16 protein-coding genes are annotated in these 20,363 nt (G+C 65.4%); 3 read left to right on the top strand and 13 right to left on the bottom strand.

The window, feature by feature from the left end; all coding sequences use genetic code 11:
• Positions 1-42 precede the first annotated feature (42 nt).
• The 13 genes from ACYVL5_RS17375 to cysT all read right to left on the bottom strand — a co-directional run bounded on the left by ACYVL5_RS17375 (position 43) and on the right by cysT (position 17,906).
• Positions 43-327 (bottom strand): hypothetical protein, encoded by a 285-nt coding sequence (locus tag ACYVL5_RS17375; RefSeq protein WP_460596839.1) that lies wholly within the window; start codon positions 325-327, stop codon positions 43-45.
• A gap of 41 nt (positions 328-368) precedes the next feature.
• On the bottom strand, positions 369-2,198 hold the full coding sequence (locus ACYVL5_RS17370) for an ATP-binding protein (protein WP_460596838.1): 1,830 nt from the start codon (positions 2,196-2,198) through the stop codon (positions 369-371).
• A gap of 105 nt (positions 2,199-2,303) precedes the next feature.
• Positions 2,304-3,335, bottom strand: a complete 1,032-nt coding sequence (gene cheB, locus ACYVL5_RS17365) for a chemotaxis-specific protein-glutamate methyltransferase CheB (protein WP_460596837.1) — start codon at positions 3,333-3,335, stop codon at positions 2,304-2,306.
• An 8-nt stretch (positions 3,336-3,343) separates the two neighbouring features.
• Positions 3,344-5,794: a hybrid sensor histidine kinase/response regulator gene (locus ACYVL5_RS17360; protein WP_460596836.1), complete on the bottom strand. Its 2,451-nt coding sequence runs from the start codon at positions 5,792-5,794 to the stop codon at positions 3,344-3,346.
• 3 nt (positions 5,795-5,797) lie between these two features.
• Entirely contained in the window at positions 5,798-8,182 is a 2,385-nt protein-coding gene (locus tag ACYVL5_RS17355) for a methyl-accepting chemotaxis protein (RefSeq protein ID WP_460596835.1), read from the bottom strand.
• 24 nt (positions 8,183-8,206) lie between these two features.
• The gene (locus tag ACYVL5_RS17350) at positions 8,207-9,214 is read right to left on the bottom strand and encodes a chemotaxis protein CheW (protein ID WP_460596834.1); all 1,008 of its coding nucleotides are present in this window, start codon (positions 9,212-9,214) and stop codon (positions 8,207-8,209) included.
• Positions 9,214-10,674, bottom strand: coding sequence for a CheR family methyltransferase (locus ACYVL5_RS17345; RefSeq protein WP_460596833.1), 1,461 nt, complete (start codon positions 10,672-10,674; stop codon positions 9,214-9,216). The genes ACYVL5_RS17350 and ACYVL5_RS17345 overlap by 1 nt, the downstream gene beginning before the upstream one ends.
• The gene (locus tag ACYVL5_RS17340; protein ID WP_460596832.1) at positions 10,671-12,869 is read right to left on the bottom strand and encodes a response regulator; all 2,199 of its coding nucleotides are present in this window, start codon (positions 12,867-12,869) and stop codon (positions 10,671-10,673) included. Before ACYVL5_RS17340 ends, ACYVL5_RS17345 begins: the two co-directional genes overlap by 4 nt.
• A 304-nt stretch (positions 12,870-13,173) precedes the next feature.
• Entirely contained in the window at positions 13,174-13,749 is a 576-nt protein-coding gene (locus ACYVL5_RS17335; protein ID WP_460596831.1) for a thermonuclease family protein, read from the bottom strand.
• 172 nt (positions 13,750-13,921) lie between these two features.
• Positions 13,922-14,875, bottom strand: a complete 954-nt coding sequence (gene cysK / locus ACYVL5_RS17330; RefSeq protein WP_460596830.1) for a PALP domain-containing protein — start codon at positions 14,873-14,875, stop codon at positions 13,922-13,924.
• A gap of 243 nt (positions 14,876-15,118) precedes the next feature.
• Positions 15,119-16,183 carry a sulfate/molybdate ABC transporter ATP-binding protein gene (locus ACYVL5_RS17325; RefSeq protein WP_460596829.1) on the bottom strand — a complete coding sequence of 355 codons (1,065 nt, stop codon included), beginning with the start codon at positions 16,181-16,183 and terminating at the stop codon, positions 15,119-15,121.
• A 10-nt stretch (positions 16,184-16,193) separates the two neighbouring features.
• Positions 16,194-17,048 carry a sulfate ABC transporter permease gene (cysW, locus tag ACYVL5_RS17320; RefSeq protein ID WP_460596828.1) on the bottom strand — a complete coding sequence of 285 codons (855 nt, stop codon included), beginning with the start codon at positions 17,046-17,048 and terminating at the stop codon, positions 16,194-16,196.
• A gap of 27 nt (positions 17,049-17,075) precedes the next feature.
• Positions 17,076-17,906 (bottom strand): ABC transporter permease, encoded by an 831-nt coding sequence (gene cysT / locus ACYVL5_RS17315; protein WP_460596827.1) that lies wholly within the window; start codon positions 17,904-17,906, stop codon positions 17,076-17,078.
• Positions 17,907-18,205: 299 nt separating this feature from the next.
• Here cysT and ACYVL5_RS17310 point away from each other — a divergent pair, with 299 nt between their 5' ends.
• Genes ACYVL5_RS17310 through mnmA form a run of 3 tightly spaced genes read left to right on the top strand, consistent with a single transcriptional unit; the run spans position 18,206 to position 20,347 of the window.
• Positions 18,206-19,027 (top strand): HesA/MoeB/ThiF family protein, encoded by an 822-nt coding sequence (locus ACYVL5_RS17310; protein WP_460596826.1) that lies wholly within the window; start codon positions 18,206-18,208, stop codon positions 19,025-19,027.
• A gap of 17 nt (positions 19,028-19,044) precedes the next feature.
• Positions 19,045-19,269 (top strand): sulfurtransferase TusA family protein, encoded by a 225-nt coding sequence (locus ACYVL5_RS17305; protein ID WP_460596825.1) that lies wholly within the window; start codon positions 19,045-19,047, stop codon positions 19,267-19,269.
• A complete protein-coding gene (mnmA, locus tag ACYVL5_RS17300) occupies positions 19,265-20,347 on the top strand; it encodes a tRNA 2-thiouridine(34) synthase MnmA (RefSeq protein ID WP_460596848.1) in 1,083 nt (360 codons plus the stop codon). The genes ACYVL5_RS17305 and mnmA overlap by 5 nt, the downstream gene beginning before the upstream one ends.
• The last annotated feature ends 16 nt before the right edge of the window (positions 20,348-20,363 follow it).

Here is a 20,363-nt window from a genome sequence, read left to right as displayed (position 1 = left end):
TGCAACCCCGCCCCGCCCGCCGGCTCGACTGGCCTCCACCGCCTAGTGCGATCCGCCTGCGAGCGAGCTTTTCACCTTCTTAAGTACGCCGAGGTTTTGCTGCAGGCCGTTCACCTGCTTTTCCATATCGGCGATGGTGGTTCCCAGTTGGGCCACGGTGCCAACCAGGCCGCCGCTTCCGGCCGCTTTCTTTAGAAGCGACTGTCCCACCTCTTCCATCTGGGCATCGGCATTACGCTGCGTAACCGATCCGCAGAAGAAACCGGCGCCAAAGATGATGGCAACCACTCCGACTTTCGCGCTGAACCTGATCGTCTTGCGTTCCATAGAATCCTCCTTCCCGGCTGGTTGGTGAAACTTCCGACAGGCTACACCTCGATACGGAACTCGGCCCCCTCCCCTGCGTTACTGGCCGTGATCCGGCCGTTCATGCTCTTTTCGATGATCGCCTTCGACATGTAGAGCCCAAGGCCGGTCCCCTGGTCGGGCCCCTTGGTGGTGAAGTACGGGTCGAAGATCTTGTCGGCGATTTCGGGAGGGATCCCCCCCGCATTGTCACGGATGGTAACCACGGAGCGCTCCCCTTCGTTGGCGAACTCCACCTGGATGCGGGGGTCCTCGATGGCCCGGTGGGTGAGGACGTCGCGGGCATTGAGGAGCACGTTCATGACCACCTGGGAATATTCGTTGGGGTAGCCCAAGATCTGGGGATCGCCATGACCGGTCACCTCGAGCCGGATCCCGTGAGACCGGAGACTGGCATCGACGATCCCGATGACGTTATCGACCACCTGGCGCACCGGGAAGGTCACCTTCTCCTTGTCCGGCCGGAAGAAATTCCGGAAGTCGTCGATGGTGTGCGACATGTGGTGGATCACCGACATCACCGTCGCCACCGTCTTATCGAGGTACTCCCGGGAAAAACTCCCCGCATCGTAGGTCATGGGGAGCTCCTGCACCAAAAGGGCGATGGAGTTGAGCGGCTGGCGCCACTGGTGCGCGATGTTGCCGATCATCTCCCCGAGGGCGGCCTGCCGGTTCTGCTGGATCAGCATCCGCTCCTTCTCCCTGAGGGTCTCCATGGTCCAAAGCCTCTCCAGCGTCTCCTGCTGCAGCGCCTTCTCGGCCTCGCGCCGGCGCTGCTCACGCTTGAGGTTTTCCATGGCGAAGGAGATGTCGGCCCCCATCTGGCGGAGCAGGGCCACCTGCTGGTCGTCGAAGAAGTCTTTCTCGGTCGAGTAGAGGGTCAGCGCACCAATCGCGGCGCCGTCCTCCTTGAGAACGATGGAAGCGGAGGAGCCGATCCCGAAGGAGCGCCCCCTTTCGTGCCAGGGACGGGTGCACTCCGCGTTCTGGAAGTCGTTGCAGATGTAGTAGGTCCCCTTCCGGACGGAGATGCCGGTCGGGCCTTTGGCGGACTCCCCGGTCAGGGAGACCGTCATCCCTTCGAGGTAGCCGGTGGCTCCACTGGCGGCAGTGACCCTGACGTTGCCATTGCCGTCCACGAGCCCCACCCACGCCAGCAGGAAACCTCCCTCCTCGGTGGCGATCCGACAGAAATCCCTGAAGAGCGCTCCCCGGCTCTTGGCGCGGACGATCGCCTGGTCGATCTCGCTCAAAACCACGTAGAGCCGGTTGAGGCGGCGCAGATGCTGCTCGATCCGCTGCCGTTCCCCGATCTCGTGCAAAAGGGTCTGTACGGTTGCGTCGAGCTCCTCGGTCCGCTGCCGCACCCGCAGGTCGAGCTGGTCATGGGCCCGGCGCAGCTGCTCCTCGGCCTCCCGCTGCTCGGTGACGTCCGTGTTGGTGCCGAACCAGCGGACCACGCGGCCACCCTGGTTGCGCAGCGGCAGCACACGGGTCAGAAAGTGCCGGAACACGCCGTCGGCCCGCCTGAGCGGGAAGGTCATCTCGAACGGTTCGCCGGTGGCAATGGAATCGTTCCACCTCTCGAGCACCTTTGGCAATACCGCCGGATCGTGAACAGCCTCCCATCCCCACCCCTCCATTTCCGAGGGGGTGGTCCCGGTAAACTCGTACCAGCGGCGGTTGTACCAGATCACGGCGCCATCGGCCTGGGCGATCCAGCACAGCTGCGGGATCCCATCCACCAGGGTGCGAAACTCCTGTTCGCTTCGGCCGATGGGCGGCAATGGCCCGGCCTGCGGAGGTTGTGTCGGGGGGTGGTGTCGGTGCATCGGGGGTCCCTTCGGGTGGCGATAGAAAACCGGTGATGCAAAATAGCACCATCTACGACTGAAATCAAAGCCTTAGCATGAGGAGAGTGTATCGTAAATCCTCGTCTACACCACACGGCCCGCCAACCCTTTCAAGAGGGTGATGATGCTGTCGGGCGAGAGGACCTGCCGGGCGCCTCCCATCCGGATCGCCTCGCCGGGCATGCCGAAGATGACGGAACTCTCCTCGTCCTGGACGATGGTGAGCGCACCCTCGTCCCTCATATCCTTCAATCCGGCGGCGCCGTCGTTCCCCATTCCCGTCAGGAGGATCCCTACCGCTTGGCTGCCACACTGGATGGCGACGCTTCTGAAGAGATGATTCACCGAGGGGCAGAGAAGCTGCCCCGGGGCGCCGGGAGTGAGCACGATCCGTCCGCGTCCGTCGAGCCCCATGTCGACGCCGCCCGGCGCGATATAGACGCTTCCCCCCCGCACCGTTTCCCCCGACTCCCCGAGTTTCACCGACAGCTCGGACGATCCCCCGAGCCACTCTACGTACCCGGCCAGGAACTCCCCGGCCATGTGCTGTACCACCAGGAGCGGAAACGGGAAGTTGCCCGGGAGGGCGGAGATGATGTTCTTCACCACCACGGGGCCGCCGGTGGAAGCACCCATGGCCACCAGCTTGGGGGGCGCGGTGACCTCGTGCTTCACCGGAGAGGTAAGCCGCGATTTGCGATAACTGCGCCGGACCACCCTGACCTCGGACATCAGCCGGACGGTCTGGAGCAGTTCCGCCGCCGCCCGGGCATGGTCGGGATGCCCGAATCCCGGAGGCTTGAGGAGGATGGCGAGGGCTCCGGCCTCGAGGGTGCGGAAAAGGGCGGTATCGGCCTTGGGATCGAGGGTGGCGGTGACGATGACCACCGGGACCGGGTGCTCGCGCATGATCTCCCTGGTGGTCGCGAATCCGTCCAGCCCCGGCATGTGGACGTCCATGGTGACGACGTCGGGCCGCTGGCGTTCCAGGGCGACCAGCGCCCGGTAACCGTCGGCGGCGGTCCCGATCACCTTGATGTCCGGGTCGGCGGTAAGGATGTGGGTGATCATCTCCCGGGCCACCTTGGAATCATCGACTACCAGTACCTTGATCATGGCGCCTCCTAACAGAAACGCCGCACCACCGCCAGGAGGTCATCCTGGTCGAAGCGGCTCTTGACGAGGTAGGCATTGGCTCCGGCATCGATCCCGCGCTCCCGGTCCTCACGGCTTCCCAGCGCCGTGATCAGGATGACGGGAAGGGTGCCGTGGCGGGGATGGCGACGGATGGCGGCGGTGAGGTCGAGGCCGTTTAGCCTCGGCATGTCGACGTCGGAAACCACCAGGTCGAAGCCATTCTCCTCGAGCTTGGAGAGGGCGTCCACCCCGTCGTAGGCGGTGGTCACCTGGTACCCGCCGACCTGCAGGATGTTCTTTAGGAGCGTGCGGGAGGTGATGGAATCCTCGACCACCAGGATCCGCCCCACCTTCCCCGCACCCGCCTCGGCCAGGGTCCCGGTCGGCCGCCTGCTCCCGGTTGCGCTCTTGGAAAGGTCGGCCAGGTTGAGGATGGGTGCCACGTTTCCCGATCCCAGGAGTGCCGCCCCGGTCACCCATGGGACCCGCTCGAGCTGGGGCCCGAGCGGTTTCAGGAGCACCTCCTGCTCGCCGAGCACCTCGTCCACCAGCAAGGCGAGCGTCTGTCCGGCCAGGGTCGCCACCACCGCCTGCAGGCGGGGTAACTCATGGAGGGATAGCGGTATCCCCAGCAGCTCGCCAAGCGAAACGAGCGGCACCGGCCGGTCGTCCACCGCGATGGTATCGGCCTCCTGGATGCGGTGAATCTCCCGCCCCTTCAGGCGGAGGACCCGGTCGACGTGGGTAGCCGGCACCACGAAGCTCCGATCCCCGATACGGAGCAGAATCCCCCGGAAGGTGGCGACCGAGACCGGCACCACCACGCGGAAGGTCGTTCCCCGCCCGGGGGAGGTTTCCACGCTGGCGGCCCCCCCCAGCTGTTCGGCCTTTTCCCTCACGATGGCGAGCCCGAGCCCCCTTCCGGAGATTTCGTTCACCGAAGGGTTGGTGGAGAGCCCGGAGAGGAAGACCAGGGGGAGGAGCTCGCTGTCGGTGAGGGTGCCGGCCTCACCGGCGGAGAACCTCCCGAGGCGGACCACCGCTTCCCGGACCCGCTCCGGGTCGATGCCGCTGCCGTCGTCGCTGACCGCGATTTCCGCCTTACCGTCGTGGGAGGCGATCTCGAAGACCACCGTGCCTCGCCTCGGCTTTCCTCGGCTTTCACGCTCCTCGGGGAGCTCGATGCCGTGTCCGATGGCGTTACGAAGGAGGTGGGTGAGCGGGTCTTTCATGTCCTCGAGGATCCGGCGATCGATCTCGATCTCTTCCCCCTTGATGAGGAGATCGACCTCCTTGCCGCTCCCCCGGGCCAGATCGCGGGCCATCTTGGGGAAGGCCTTCAGCAGGGTGGAAAACGGGAACATCATCGCCTTGCGGACCTCGCCCAGGAGGGAATCGACCAGGGCGGCGAGGGTCCGGCTTTCCAGGTCGGATTCCCGGCTCTGACCGGAATAGCGGGCCTCGAGGGAGGCAAGGAAGTCCTCGTTCCAGGCAAGGAAATCGAGGAGGCGGCGGATTCCCCCCTGTCCCGCCGGTCCCCTCTCGTCGATGGCGACCAGGGCGCGTACCCGCTGGAAATCGGGGCCGATCCTCATCCACTGCTTGTGCCATTCGGAAAAGGAGGCGCGGAGCTGCCGCAGCCCGACCGCCCGTTGGCGGGCGGAGAGCTTGGCGGCGAGCATCTCCTCGCAGAGAAGGAGCACGGTGGAGAGCTTGTTCCAGGCAACCCGCACGGTTTCGGGAGAGGCGGGGGCCGCGACCGCACCGTTGTCGCGGTGCCCCCCCTCCCCGTCCCCACCCGACGGAGGGAGCACCGTCTCCAGGGGCTCCGCTTCCGGCCGGAGAGTTTCCCCGAGCGCACCGGCACCCTCCAGCCCGGGAGCTGAAGCTCCGCCTCCCGGTGCTCCAGTCGCCGCCGGGGAAACAGAGGCCGGTTGAGCCTGGCGTCGTGTACCCGGGGCCTTAGACTGAGAACGACTTTGCGCCTCGGCCGCCTGCGCCTCGGCCGCTTGCCCCTCAACGGGTCCGCTACCGAACGCCTCCCCGCGGGCGGCCTGGCCAAGGCGCCGGATAATTTCCCGCTCTCCTCCCCCCTTGCCCCCCTCTCCCCCGCCGGTTACCAGCAACTGGAGCAGATCGGCGGCCTGCTGGAGAAGATCGAAGAGTTCCGGAGAAGTCCGGACGGTTCCGTGCTTCAAGGAGGCGAATAGCCCCTCCATCGCCTGGCAGAGCGCCTCGACGTCTCCCCTTCCCACCGACCGGGCCGCCCCCTTGAGGCTGTGGGCCTCGCGGAAGACCGTCTCGAGAAGCTCCTCGCCCGGCACCTCCCCCCCGGCCTCGAGCGAGACCAGCCCGGAGGTGATCCCGGCCAGGTGCTCGTCGGCCTCCTGCCTGAAGGTCTCCAATAGGTGCCTCTGGAATTCGGCGTCCCGTTCCATGGGTCATTCCTTGTACTGCTCGACCAGTTCCTTGAGTTTCCTGCCCAGCTCGTGGAGATTCTGGACCGCTCCCTCCACCTGTTTCATGCCGGTGGCGTTTTGCTCGCTCGCCTGCTTGATGTCGCCGATGGCCAGGGCGACCTGGTCCATGCCGGAGGACTGCTCCTGACTGGAGGCGCTGATCTGCACCGCGGCCTGGGCCGACTCCTCGATGCTTTCCCCCATCAGCCGGATCGCCTCCCCAGCCTCGCGGGACTGGCGCACCCCCTCCTCGACCGCCTTGTTCCCCTGCTCCGCTGCCATCACGGCGGTGTTGGTGGCTTTCTGGATGTCGCTCAGGATGGCCCGCACCTGTCCGGTGGCCTCCTTGGACTGCTCGGCCAGGCTTTTCACCTCCTGGGCGACCACGGCGAACCCCTTGCCCTGCTCACCGGCCTTGGCCGCCTCGATGGCGGCATTGACGGAAAGGAGGTTGGACTGTTCGGCCAGGTCGCTTACCGTGGCCATGATCTCGCCTATTGCCTGGCTCTGCTCGGAGAGCCGGACGATGCTCTCGGTGAGGAAGGCGACCTGTTCCTGGATCCGCCCCATGCCGTTGATGGTCTCTTCGACCGAGCGGCGGCCGTTCTGGGCCACGGAAACCGTCCTGGGGGCGGCATCGGAAACCTTCCTCGCCTTCTGGCTGGCCACCTCGGCGGTCAGCTTGACCTCCTCGACGATGCTGTTGGTCTCGTTGACGGTGGCCGCCGTTTCCGCCGCGCTGGAAGCGATCTGGCTCATGGAGGTCATGATCTGGCTCGAGGAGGCGGCGAGGATCTCGGCGGCCTCCAGGATCTCCCTGTTCTGGCGCATGATGTTGGCCGTCCGCTCGGCGACCCGCTGTTCGAGGGTCCGGTTCAGCTCCTTGAGCTCCTGGTCGACCCGCTTTCTCTGGGTGACGTCGCGCGCGGCGGCGAAGACCCCCTGGACGGTGCCCTGGGCGTCGCGGTAGACCGAGGCGTTGAAGATGACATCCACCAGCGAGCCGTCACGGTGCCTTATGGTGAGGGGATAGTCGGTCACCGCCCCCTGCTGGAAGGCGAGCCGGTACCCTTCCCGGGCCTGGTCGGGATCGGTGAAGTAGCGGGTGAAGTCGGTGCCGAGCAGCTCCTCGCGGGAGAGCCCGGTCACCTTGACGGTCGCCTCGTTGACGTCGGTGATCTTCCCCTCCCCGCTGATGGTGAGCAGCGGGTCGAGGCTCGCCTCGATCAGGCTCCGGACGTACTGGGAGGCCTGCTTCTGCTTGGTGATATCCCTAAGGGCGGCGGTGACCAGCACCCCATCCTCGGTCCGCAGCGGGCTCAGGCTGATCTCCACCGGGACCTCGGTACCGTCCTTTTTGAGCGCGTACAGTTCGAGTCCGGCTCCCATCGGGCGGACGCGGGGATCGGCGAAGTAGCCGGCCCGGTGTCTCAGGTGGCGCGGCCGGAAGCGCTCCGGCACCAGGATCTCGATCTTCTGGCCGAGGAGCTCGTCCCGCCGGTAGCCGAGCAGCACTTCGGTCTGGGCGTTGACGATGACGATGTCCCCCTGGGCGTTGACGATCACCACCGCGTCCGGGAACCCTTCCAGGAGCCCCCTGAACTTGTCCTCCGCCCGCCTGCGCTGGGTGATGTCCCGGATGGAGGCGCTCACCAGGAGCCCCTCCTCGGTCTGCAGCGGGCTCAGGCTGATCTCGACCGGGAACTCGACCTCCCCCTTCCTGAGGCCGAAGAGCTCCAGCCCGGCCCCCATCGGCCGCACCCTCGGGTCGGAGAAGTATCTCCCGCGGAGCAGCGGGTGCTCGTCACGGAAGCGCGGAGGGACCAGCATCTCGACCTTGTTCCCGAGGATCTCCTCCCGCCGGTACCCGAAGAGCGTCTCGGTCTGGGCGTTGACCATCACGATGTCGCCATCGGTATTGACGATGACGATGGCGTCGGGAGCGTTCTCCAGCAAAGCCTTGAACTTCTCCTCCCCGTTTTGCCGCTGGGTGACGTCCCGGGCCACCGCAAAGAGCCCGAGGAGCTTGCCGTCGTGGTCCCGGTAGGAGGTGGCGCTGAAAAGCACCTCGTTGACCGCTCCGTCGTGGTGCCGGATCGAGAGGGGGAAATCGCTCAGGTATCCCTGCTCCAGTACCTGGCGGAATCCCTCCCGAGCAGCCTCGGGGTCGGTGAAATAGGAGGCGGGGTCGCTTCCCATAAGCCGCCCCCTGGCGACACCGGTGACCTTGAGGAAGGCCTCGTTGGCTTCCACTATCCGGGCGTCGGGGCCGACGATCATCAACGGTTCCAGGCTCAAGTCGATCAGGTTCCTGACGAACTCCGACCCCGCCATGGTGCCGGCTACCATTTTCTCGAACCATCTCATGATGGAAACCTCCCTTCTTCTCACTCAGACGTCGCGATTGACCACCAGGCGGCGGTCGGCGAGGAGTTTCCCCCCGTCGAGAACGGCGAGGCGCTGGCCGGCCACCCCCATCAGGTATTCCCCCCGGGAGCCGGTCAGGGTCGGCAGGGACGGCTTCAGTTCGGCGGTGGCAACGCCGCGCACACCGACGATGGAGGCCGCCAGGAGGGCGAACTCCATCCCGCCGTAGCCGAGCACGATGATCTTCCCGGGAGGGCCGGCACCGGCGGAGTCCAGCTCGAAAAGGCTCCGCAGGTCCACCACCGAAATGATGGTCCCCCGCAGGTTGACGATGCCGGCCACGAAAGGCGGGGTGCCCGGCAGGGGGGTAAGCTGCCGCAGCTGCCCGACCTCCTTGACAAACCGGGTCTCCAGCGCGAACGGCTGGCCGGCCAGGGTGAACTCGACCAGTTGCAGCTTCCCCCCCGCTTCCCTGGCCTCCACTCCGGCAAGCCGCCGGGTCCGTTCCCGCAGCACCACCCGGTTCCTCTCCTCCTCCTGCCGGGATCCCCCGCTGCCGACGAGGTTGACCACGGCCCCGCGCTCGGCCGGCGCCTCTTCCCCTTCCGGCTCCATCAGGCAACGGGAGGCGATCCGGACCGGATCGAGGAGCACCAGCAGCCGGTCGTACCGGTGGATCAACCCCTCAACGAGTCCGCCGGCGGGATGGTCGCCGGCCACCTGGATCTCTCCGGAGTCGACGACGAGGACACCTTCGACCTCATCCGCCGCGATGGCGAAGCGGGAGCCGTCGCCATGGCAGAAGACCAACACGCCGCTTACCGAAAGGGGGTGCGGGGAAAGCCCCCAAAACGGCCGCAGGTCGGCGACCGGCACGAGGTCCCCCTGTACGGTCACCATCCCCAGCACCCCTGCGGCGGCATAGGGGAGGGAGTGGAGTTCGACCATGCCGACCACCCGGTCGACCGCGACGATGTCGAGGGCGAAATGACGGTCGCCGAGACGGAACTGGAAGAGCGTCCGCTTGGCCATCATCGGCCTCCCGTTCCCTGCCCGGTGCAGACGGCCATCGAGTCCAGCACTTCCCGTAACCGCCCGGCGCTCATCCCTTCCGATCCCGGGACCTCGGCCTCAGCGGGAAGGGGGTCGAGGAGCCGGCGCGCGTTCTCGAAGTGGCGGCAGGCCCCCGGCACATCGCCGCTCCAAAGGGCGAGGTTGCCGAGTGCGAAATGGGCGGGCACCAGACAAGGATCAAGGTAGAGCGCCCGCTGCAAGGATGCCCGGGCCTCGGTCCCCTCCCCCTTTTCCTGGAGGATCTCCGCCCGCATGACGTGCAGGGCCGGGTCCAGCTTCTCGCCGGCCAGCGCAGCGTCGCAGGCGGCCAGCGCCTCGTCGAGACGTCCGCCGTTGGCCAGGGCGCGGACCAGCAGCGAGCGGCCGTCCGCCGTGAGACTGCCGGCCGCCCCGATCCCTTCCAGTTGTCGGGCGGCTTCGGCGTATTCGCCGAGGCGGAAAAGGTTGGCGGCAGCGGGAAACGACGGCGGCGGGGGCTTGGCTGCGGCAGCCTCCTCTTCCACGGCCGGGGCACCGGGGACGGCTTCGGCAAGCTCCCTCCCGGCCGCTCGGGAGGGCGGGGCCGCCTGCTGGCGCACATGCTTGCGGTAGGCGACGACGCCGCCGAAGCTGACCGGCTTTAGGTGGAGGAACCCGCGGGGGAGGCTCTCGGCGGGCCCGAGAATGAGCCAGCCGTCATCGGCGAGGGAGCGCTCGAGCTTCGAGGCGACTTCCCGGGCGACGTCGGGGGTGAAGTACATGAGGACGTTACGGCAGAAGATGACGTCCATGGCGTTGGTGTTGGTGATCAGCGAGGGATAACGGTCGTCGGCCAGGTTCAGGTAGGCGAAGGATACCATCCGCCTCACCCGGTCGATCACCCGGAATTCGTCCTCCCGGGAGCTTTCGAAATACTGCTCGCGGAACCAGGAGGGGGTGGCCCGGAACGACCATTTCCCGTAGCGGCCGGCGACCCCCTTGCCAAGGGCGTCGGGGTTGAGATCGGTGGCGAGGATGGTGATGTTCCAGCGGGCGATCTCGGGGAGCATCCGGTCGAGCAGGATGGCGAGGGTGTACGGTTCCTCGCCCGAGGAGCAGCCGGCGCTCCAGATCCGGAGCCTCCGCTGACGCCAGCGCCTGGCCGCGACCAGGGGGGAAAAGAGCTCTTTCTGGGCCACATCCAGGGTGCGGGGGTCGCGGAAGAAGTAGGTCTCGCCGATGGTCAGGTAACCGGCCAGCACCTCCACCTGCTGGCGGTGCAGCGGTGAGGAGAGGAGCCAGGCGGCGAAGGCGCGGGGATCGCCGAATTTGAAACGCCGTGAAGCGGCGGCTAAGGCGGAGTCCAGGCTATCCCACCGCTCCTTCGGGAAGGAGAGCCCCATGTGGCGGGCGAACAGGTCGCAGAGGCGGGCGAGCTCCGGGTCGGAGAGGGTTCTCATCGGCTCCCCCCCTCCCCCCCCGGCTCGTCGAGCGCTCTCCGGATCCTCCGCAAGAGGTCCTGGGGGTGAACCGGCTTCATGATCAGGGCCGCCCCCTCATCGATCAACCCGGTATTACCGATGATCTCGGCAGGGTATCCGCTCAGGAAAAGCGCCTTGACCTGGGGGGCGATGTTCCGGATCTCGTCGAAGGCCTCCTTGCCGTTTTTCTTCGGCATGACGATATCGAAGAGGAGGAGGTCGATCTCGTCGCGGTGCTCGCGAAACTTCTCGACCGCTTCTTCCCCGTTACTTGCCTCGATGACCCGGTAGCCGAAGTCCGCCAGCACGGTCCGCGACAGTTCGCGCACCACGGCCTCGTCCTCGGCCAACAGCACGGTCTCGTTGCCGCCCACCGGCGGGGCAAGCGCTCCCTGGCCGGGCTTGGGAAGCTGGACCCCGACGGCCAGCGGGAGATAAATGCTGAAGGTGGTGCCGCGCCCCACTTCGCTGTAGACGTTGATGAACCCCTTGTGCTGCTGCACGATGCCGTAGACGATGGAAAGCCCGAGCCCGGTCCCCTTCCCCACCTGCTTCGTGGTGTAGAAGGGCTCGAAGATCCGCTTTCTGGTCTCGGCATCCATCCCGCTACCGTTATCGGAGACCGATATCCGGGCGTAGCATCCGGGAGACCCGCTGCGGTAGAAATCGACGTACTCCTGGTCGATATCCGCCGTCTCGGTCACGATCGACAGGGTGCCGCCGTGGGGAAGCGCATCCCGCACGTTGGTTGCCAGGTTGAGGAGCACCTGTTCGATCTGTCCGGCGTCGGCATGGACGATGATCTCCTCTTCCTTGAAGGTCATCACCAGCTTGATGTCCTCGCCGATGATGCGTCCGAGGAACTTCTCGACCTTCTTGATCAGGTCGTTCAGGTTGACCGGGGTGAGGTTGATCACCTGCTTGCGGCTGAAGGTCAGCAGGCTCTGGGTCAGCCCGGCGGCCCGGTCGGCGGCGGAGAGGACCTGGTCGAGGTAGGGACGCAGGGGATCGTCCTCGCGCATCTTCAATTGCGCCATGCTGGCGAAACCGACGATGGCGGTCAGGATGTTGTTGAAGTCGTGGGCGATGCCGCCGGCAAACTGGCCAACCGCCTCCATCTTCTGGGCCTGCCGGAGCTGATCTTCGAGATTCTTGCGTGAGGAGATGTCCTGGCAGACCCCGATCATCCTGATCGCTTCGCCCCCTTCGCCCCGGATGACGGTACCGTTGGCCTTGATCCACCGGAGGGTGCCGTCCGGGTGCGGCACCCGGTACTCGAGATCGTACTCCCGGGTGCCGGCCAGGGCATCGTCGAAGGCTTTCATCACCTGGTCGCGATCGGCCGGATCCAGCCGTTCTCTCCAGTACGCGATCCCCACCGCTTCCCCCGGATTGCCTCCGAAAAGCCGGTACATCCTTTCGTCCCAGATGAGCCGGTCGGCGGCCACGTCCAGGTCCCAGATGCCGAGATGGGCGGAATCGGCGGCCAGCTGCAGGCGCCGGGTCACCTCGCCCAGCCGCTCCTCCGCCCTGGTCCGTTCTTCGACTTCCTGGAGCAGGGAGGCGGTCCGCGCCTGGATCCGCTCCTCGAGCTGCTCGTTCAATTCCCGCAGGGACTGCTGGCTGGAGAGGAGGGCGCCGTTCTTTTCCACCGCGGTCTCGTAGGTGGAGAGGAGCAGGCCGAGGATCTGCTTCCTTTCGGCGTTGATGTGGAACTTGCCGCCGGCGAACTCGACCGGGGTGCCGAGGCGGGGATCATCCTCCACCTGTTCCCGCCGGGCGCGCAGCACCTGGCGGATGCGCCCGAGGAGCACCTCCTCGTCGTACGGCTTGGTCAGGAAATGGTCGGCCTTGCACTCGAGGCCGCGGATTACGTCGGTGGGATCGTTCAACGAGGTCAGGAGGATTACGGGCGTCTCTTTGAGGCGGGGGGAGTTCTTGATCTCCTTGCAGAGCTCGAAACCGGTCATGAGGGGCATGACGATATCGCTGACGACCAGGTCGGGGATGGCGGCGATCGCTTTCTCCAGTCCTTCGCGACCGTTTCTGGCGACCTCGACCCGATACCCCCGCTCCCTGAGCAGGCGCTCCAGCATGGCCGCCTGGGTCAGGCTGTCCTCGACCACCAGGATGGTGGCCTGGATGGATGCCTCAGCTCCTCTACTCCCCGTCATGGTCATGAGTCCTTACCGCCGGCAGACCGTGAGCGTCGACCTCGGCGATGGTTCATTATAACATGATCGGCAGATCCCCGCGGGGAGGAAAAGGCGGGCAATCAGCAGGTTAGCGACCCTTGATAAAGAAGCGGTCGAGCCAAGGCAAGGATCGGGGACAGAGAGGGATCGGGAAAGAGAGGGAGTGGCGGGGCCGGGACCGGGATCGTTAAGGGTAACGAAAGGAGTCAGCGGAGTCGGTCTGGCCGGAGGGAAGAACAGGCGTCCGGGTGGGATACGGGCAGTCCGAAGGAGTCCAGAGAGTTTACCCCCCGGTATGCCTGCGTAACCTGACGTTGGGGCGGTAATCCCAGGGAGCCTGCGGGTTGTCCTGGGACCAGAGCCCGTTCTTCTTGGCGCGGGCGTACTTCTCGGCACCGAGGTAGTGGGCGTGATCGGCCCGGTTGAGGAACCTCCGGTAGGCCCATCCCCACCCTTCCGCCAGCATCTCGAGGTTTATGTTGCGGTGATCGAGGTATACGACCGCCAGCGCGACCTGGTCGTTCTTGAGCACGATGTTGCGCCGGATTTCGACCTTGACCACCTGGTGGAGGATCTTGCTGGAGAGAGCCCGGAAGGCCTCCTCGGCGTAGGGCTGGCCCGGCTTGTACCAGCCGGTGTACTTGTCCATGCGGGCAGGCTGGGGAGCGGCGATGCCGTAGAGTTGGACGTGGATCTCGGTTCCGAAGGAATTGACCGTGATGCGATCCCCCTCGGCCACCCCGACCACCAGCCCTTCCACCACCTGCGGCGGGGCATCGGCGTGGAGCGGCGCCGGATGGGCCAGGGCCACCAGGCAAAAGCATGAAAAAACGGCGGTCAGGAAACGTCCTACTCTCAAACGGGGGCACCTCATGAGGAAGAAGGGAAATCGTCCGGTATCCTACCAAATTGAATGATGCAATGCAATTGCTCTGTTTTCGTAGGGCTTTTGCCTAGATGGCGCACCCGGGACGCGTAAAAGCCCCGGAACACCAGGCTCCGGGGCTTTTAGGGCGAAACGAGGGGCCGGATCAGCCCTCTTCGAAGAGTGCGGTGGAAAGGTAACGTTCGGCCAGGTCGGGGAGGATGACCACGATATTCTTCCCGGCGAATTCGGGAAGGTTGGCGAGACGGACCGCGGCGGCGACCGCGGCACCGCTGGAGATCCCCACCAGCAGCCCTTCCTCCTTGATCAGCCGGCGGGCGGTTTCCAGGGACTCGTTGCTGTCCACCTGCTCGACCCGGTCCAGGATGGAAAGGTCGAGGGTCTCGGGGATGAAACCGGCGCCGATCCCCTGGATCTTGTGGGGACCAGGCCTCAACTCCTCACCGGCGAGCTTCTGGGTGATGACCGGGCTTTCGGCAGGCTCGACCGCCACGGTGATGATCTTTTTCCCCTTGGTGTGCTTGATGTAGCGGGAGATGCCGGTGATGGTGCCGCCGGTGCCCACCCCGGAGACCAGGACGTCGATGACGCCGTCGGTATCGTTCCAGATCTCGGGGCCGGTGGTCTTCTCGTGGATGGCCGGATTGGCCGGGTTCTTGAACTGCTGCGGGAGGAAGTAGCGGCTGGGATCGGAGGCGGCCAGTTCCTCGGCGCGGCTGACGGCACCCTTCATGCCGGCGGAGCCGGGGGTAAGGATCAGGTTGGCCCCCAGGGCGGCCAGCACCCTGCGGCGCTCGATGCTCATGGTCTCCGGCATGGTGAGGGTGAGCTTGTAGCCGCGGGCGGCGGCCACGTAGGCCAAGGCGATGCCGGTGTTCCCGCTGGTCGGTTCCACGATCTCCATGCCGGCCTTCAGCACACCACGCTCCTCCGCATCCCAGATCATGTTGGCGCCGATTCTGCACTTAACGGAGTACGCTGGGTTACGCCCTTCGACTTTGGCGAGGACGGTGGCCTTGGCACCTTTGGTCAGGTGGTTCAGCTTGACCAGCGGCGTATTGCCGATGGACTGGGAATTGTCTAGGAAGATGCGGGACATGGGCTTGCTCCTTTCGGTTGGTATTCTCAGGTTGTGCCAGCGCGGCAAGTGGGAACGATAGCAGTCGGATACGGTATGTTTATATTCATCATCTATCTTTGTCAAGTATTTTTTCGAGCTACTTGACCTGGATGGTGTGTTTTCAGAAATGGCTTTCCCCGCAGACAGGGAGCCGGTCGTGCAACGTTTATCGGCGACGGTAGGAAATGATACCTCATTAGGCGGGCATCTGCTGAAAAGGACTCAAATTTGGTAGTCGCCGGCGGGGGATTCCACGCGTTTGGGCAAGGCAAAGACCAGGTCACCCACCCGGAGGGCGAGGCGGTCGGCGGTGTCCCTTGGGAGATCCACCTCGAGCGAGGAGTCGCAGCCGTCGACGGCGAGCTCGACCCGGACCAGCGGACCGGCCGGGAGGAGAAAACTGACCTTGGCCGGCACCGCCCGGTCATCCCGCGCCTGGCGCTCGATCTCGATGTCATGAAAGCCGGCCGGGGAGACGGGAGCAATCATGAAGGCTGGAAGAGGACCGGGAATCGGGGATGCGCTGGCCAAGTACCTGCCGTGGGGCGCCCTCCCCCGGAAGAGGTTGACCTTGCCGAGGAAATCGAAAACGAAGGGGGTGGCGGGATGATCGTACACCTCCAGAGGGGTCCCCTCCTGCTCGATCACCCCTTCATTCATGACCACGATCCGGTCGGCCACCTCCAGGGCCTCCTCCTGGTCGTGGGTGACGAAGACGCTGGTGATCTTCAGATCGTCGTGCAGCCGCCTGAGCCAGCGCCGCAGCTCCTGGCGGACCCGGGCATCCAGGGCGCCGAACGGCTCGTCGAGGAGGAGCACCCGCGGCTCGACCGCCAGGGCCCGCGCCAGGGCGACCCGCTGGCGCTGTCCCCCGGAGAGCTGGGCCGGGTAGCGGTCCGCCATCTGTTCGAGCTGGATGAGCCTGAGGAGCGCGGTCACCTTCTCCTTGATCTCGGTCTTCCCGGGCCGGACCCTCCTCGGCTTGACCGCCAGCCCGAAGGCGATGTTGTCGAAGACGGTCAGGTGGCGAAACAGCGCGTAATGCTGGAAGACGAAGCCGACCCTCCGCTCCCGGACCGCCCGGAAGGTGGCCTCCTCCCCGTCGAAGAGGACGCGGCCGCTGTCGGGGCGCTCGAGGCCGGCGATCACCCGTAAAAGGGTGGTCTTGCCGGACCCCGAGGGGCCCAGCAGCGCCACCAGCTCACCGGAAGGAACCGCCAGGCTCACCCCCTTGACGGCGGGGAGACCTCCGAAACTCTTCCAGACCTTCTCGATCGCGATGCTCATGTATCCCCCCTCACTTGAGCTGGCGGATCTTCCACTGGGCCATGCTCTTCACCGCCAGGGTGACCAGGGCCAGCAGGGCCAGCACCGAGGCGACGGCGAAGGCGGCGGCGTAGTTGTACTCGTTGTAGAGGATCTCCACCTGCAGCGGGACCGTGTTGGTCGATCCGCGGATATGCCCGGAGACCACCGACACGGCGCCGAATTCCCCCATGGCCCTCGCGTTGCAGAGGATGACCCCGTAGATGATCCCCCACTTCATGTTGGGGAAGGTCACCCGCAAAAAAGTCTGCAAACCGCCCGCCCCCAGGGTCAGGGCGGCCTCCTCCTCGTCGCTTCCCTGGGACTCCATGAGCGGGATCAGTTCCCGGGCGACGAAGGGGAAGGTGACGAAGACGGTGGCGAGCACCATCCCCGGCACCGCGAAGATGATCTTGAGATCGTGAGCCTTAAGGAAGGGGCCAAGCCATCCCTGCAGGCCGAAGACCAGCACGTAGATGAGCCCGGACACGACCGGCGAGACGGAAAAGGGGAGATCGATCAGCGTCACCAAGAGGCTTCGGCCGGGAAAGGTGAACTTGGCGACGGCCCAGGAAGCGGCGACGCCGAAGGCCAGGTTGGCCGGGACGCAGCAGGCGGCGATCACCCCGGTGAGCCTCAGGGCGTCGAGGGTCTCCTCATCGCAAAGGGCGCAAAGGTAGGCGTCCCAACCCTTGGCGAAGGCCTGGGCGAAGAGCGCCCCCAGGGGGAGAAACAGGAACAGCGCGAGAAAGCCGAGCGCCACCGCCACCAGCAGCAGCCTGACGGCCACCGGCTCGCCGGTGTCACGACACCCGCTGCTGGCCTGGTAGATTCCGGTAAAGGACATGGTTTCCCCGCCGCGGCAGCGGCCGGGTCAGGAGGAGAATCTCCTGCTCCAGCGCTGCAGAAGGTTTATGGACAAGAGGAGCACGAACGATACGACGAGCATCACGGTGGCGATGGCGGTGGCGCCGGCGTAGTCGTACTGTTCGAGCTTGGTGATGATCAGTAGCGGAGTGATCTCCGACACCATCGGCATGTTCCCGGCGATGAAGATGATGGAGCCGTACTCTCCCACCGCCCGGGCGAAGGCGAGCGCGAAGCCGGTGATGGTGGCCGGGAGGATGAGCGGCAAAAGGACCCGCATGAAGGTGTCCAAGCGGCCGGCCCCCAGGCAGCAGGCGGCCTCTTCCAGTTCCTGGTCGAGGTCCTCCAGGACCGGCTGGACGGTACGCACCACGAAGGGAAGCCCGATGAAGACCATGGCGACCATGATGCCGAGCGGCTTGAAGGCCACCTCGATCCCCCAGCGCTCGAGATGACGGCCAAGACACCCGTTGGATGCGTAGATGCTGGAAAGGGTTATCCCGGCCACCGCGGTAGGGAGGGCAAAGGGAAGATCGACCAGCGCGTCGACGACCTTACGCCCCGGAAAGCGGTAGCGGACCAGCACCCAGGCGACCAGCACGCCAGAGAGGGCGTTGACCATGGCCGCCAGGAGCGCGCAACCGAAGGTCACCCGGTAGGAGGCCACCACGCGCGGCGAGGTGACGGCGGCTACCAGCTCGCCCCAGGTCAGGGAAGCAGTCTTCAGAAAGAGCGCCGACAGCGGGATCAATACCACCAGGCTCAAGTAGAAAACGGTAAAGCCCAGGGTCGGCCCGAAGCCGGGGAGAACTGACCTGCGCCCGGAGATTACCCCCATGGATGCTCCCCCTATACGACCAATTTAGTAGAGTGTCGGCCAGCGGTTGGCCCAGGCGGCGATGCCGTGCCCCCCTCCCCTGCGGCGGGACCGGGGCGCCTCAACGAAGGTCGATTATAGCAATTTTCTAACGCTTGGCAGCCGCCCGAGGTAAAAAATATTAGCGTTCGTGAAGCCGGTCACTTATTCTTGACTTTTTACCTTCACAAACATAACCTTTCCCAACCTGGATACTCCACCTGCTGGCTACCACTTTAGGGGCGGGCGGTAACCGGAAGAGCACGACCGAGGAGCCGAGGGTGACACTCACCGAAGAACAGATCGAGCGCTATTCGCGCCATATCCTCCTGAAAGAGATGGGGGGAAAGGGACAGCAGAAACTATTGGAAGGACGGGTGCTGGTGATCGGGACCGGCGGGCTGGGCTCCCCCATCGCGCTCTACCTCGCCGCCGCCGGAGTCGGCACCATCGGGATCGCCGACGGCGACGTCGTTGATCTCTCCAACCTCCAGCGCCAGGTGATCCATTTCACCGATGACCTGGGGAGGCCCAAGGTGGAGTCGGCCCGCGAGAAGATGCTCGCCCTCAACCCCGGGATCGAGATCCGCGCCTACCAGACGGTGGTCAACGCCGGCAACATCCTGGACCTCATCTCCGGCTACGATTTCGTCATTGACGCCACCGACAACTTCGCCGCCAAGTTCCTGATCAACGACGCCTGCGTCCTGACCGGGAAACCGTACTCCCACGGCGGCATCCTCCAATTCGACGGCCAGACCATGACCGTCAAACCGGGCGAATCCCCCTGTTACCGCTGCATCTTCCCCGAGCCCCCACCCAAGGAGGTCGTCCCGGCCTGCTCCCGGGCGGGAGTCATCGGGGTACTGCCGGGGGTGATCGGCACCCTGCAGGCTACCGAGGCGATCAAGCACCTCCTCGGCACCGGCGACCTTTTAACCGGGAGGCTTTTGACCTACAACGCGCTCCGGATGAGGTTTCGCGAGGTCCCGATCAAGCAAAACCCGCACTGCCCCATCTGTGGCGAGCGGCCGACCATAACCGAGCTTCATGACGAAGTGGATGCCCTCATCCCCTGCACCGGGGCCCCGGCTTCCGTTTAAAGAAAGGAACGACCAGGATGGAAACAGTTGACCTGCGCGGCGTCTGCTGCCCGACCAATTTCGTGAAAGCCAAGCTGGCGCTGGAAGATTACGGCAGGGGAACCCAGGTGGAGTTCCTGCTCGACGACGGCGAAGCGGTTAAAAACGTCCCCCGCAGCCTGAAGGCGGACGGACACAAGCTCCTCGACCTGAAAGAGGTCGACGGGCACTACGTACTGACCCTGAAAAAGGGCGAGGATTAGCGAAAAAATGGCAACCAAGGTATTGATGGCGATGAGCGGAGGGGTGGACTCCTCGGTGAGCGCCGCCCTGCTGAAGGAGCAGGGATACGACGTGATTGGCGTCTCGATGCAGCTTTACGACCGGCCGGAAACGATGGATCCGGGCGGCAAGACCTGTTGCTCGCTCACCGACGTGCTGGATGCGGGGCGGGTGGCCAAGAAGCTTGGAATTCCCTTCGAGGTAGTCGACCTCAGGGGGCGTTTCAAGGAACTGATCATGGACTACTTCGTGGCCGAGTACACGGCCGGCCTGACTCCCAACCCCTGCGCCCGCTGCAACCAGAAGGTCAAGTTTGGGCTGCTCATGGAGATTGCCGACTCGATGGGAGCCGAGTTGCTGGCGACCGGCCACTACACCCGCATCGAGCGCGACGCGGCCGGCAGCTATCAGCTCATCAAAGGGGACGACGCGGGTAAGGACCAGAGCTATTTCCTGTTCTCATTGCAGCAGCACCAGCTCTCGCGGGTCCTCTTTCCGGTGGGAGTGCTGGAGAAGCGGCAGACCCGCGAGCTGGCCGCGAAGTTCAACCTTCCGGTGGCCCAGAAGAACGAAAGCCAGGAAATCTGCTTCATTCCGGACAACGACTACGTCCGCTTCCTCGAGGAGAACGGGGTCGCCGCCATCCCGGGTGAGATCGTCGACCGGGACGGCAAACGACTCGGGACCCACAAGGGTATCCACAACTATACGGTTGGACAGCGGCGCGGGCTCGGCATCGCCTGGAAGGAGCCGCTCTACGTGACCGCCATCGACCACGCCGCCTCGCGGGTAGTGGTCGGGCCCAGGGAAGAGCTCAACCGGAGCCGCCTGATCGCGGTGGATCCCACCTGGACCGACCGGCCCATCTCGGGAACCTTCGCCGGGAGCTGCAGCATCCGGTACCGGCAGCGGCCGGTCCCCTGCCGGGCGGAACTTCTCCCCGACGGTACCCTGCGGGTCGACTTCGAACAGCCGCAGCAGGGGGTGACCCCGGGGCAGGCGGTGGTCCTCTACGAGGGGGCCCGGGTGGTCGGCGGCGGCTGGATCGCCTCGACCTGAGCACACAGATGAAAGG

Source organism: Geomonas sp. Red276 (genome assembly GCF_054784495.1).
The sequence above is the reverse complement of the archived record's forward strand: the minus strand, read 5'-3'. Positions and strand labels throughout refer to the sequence as shown.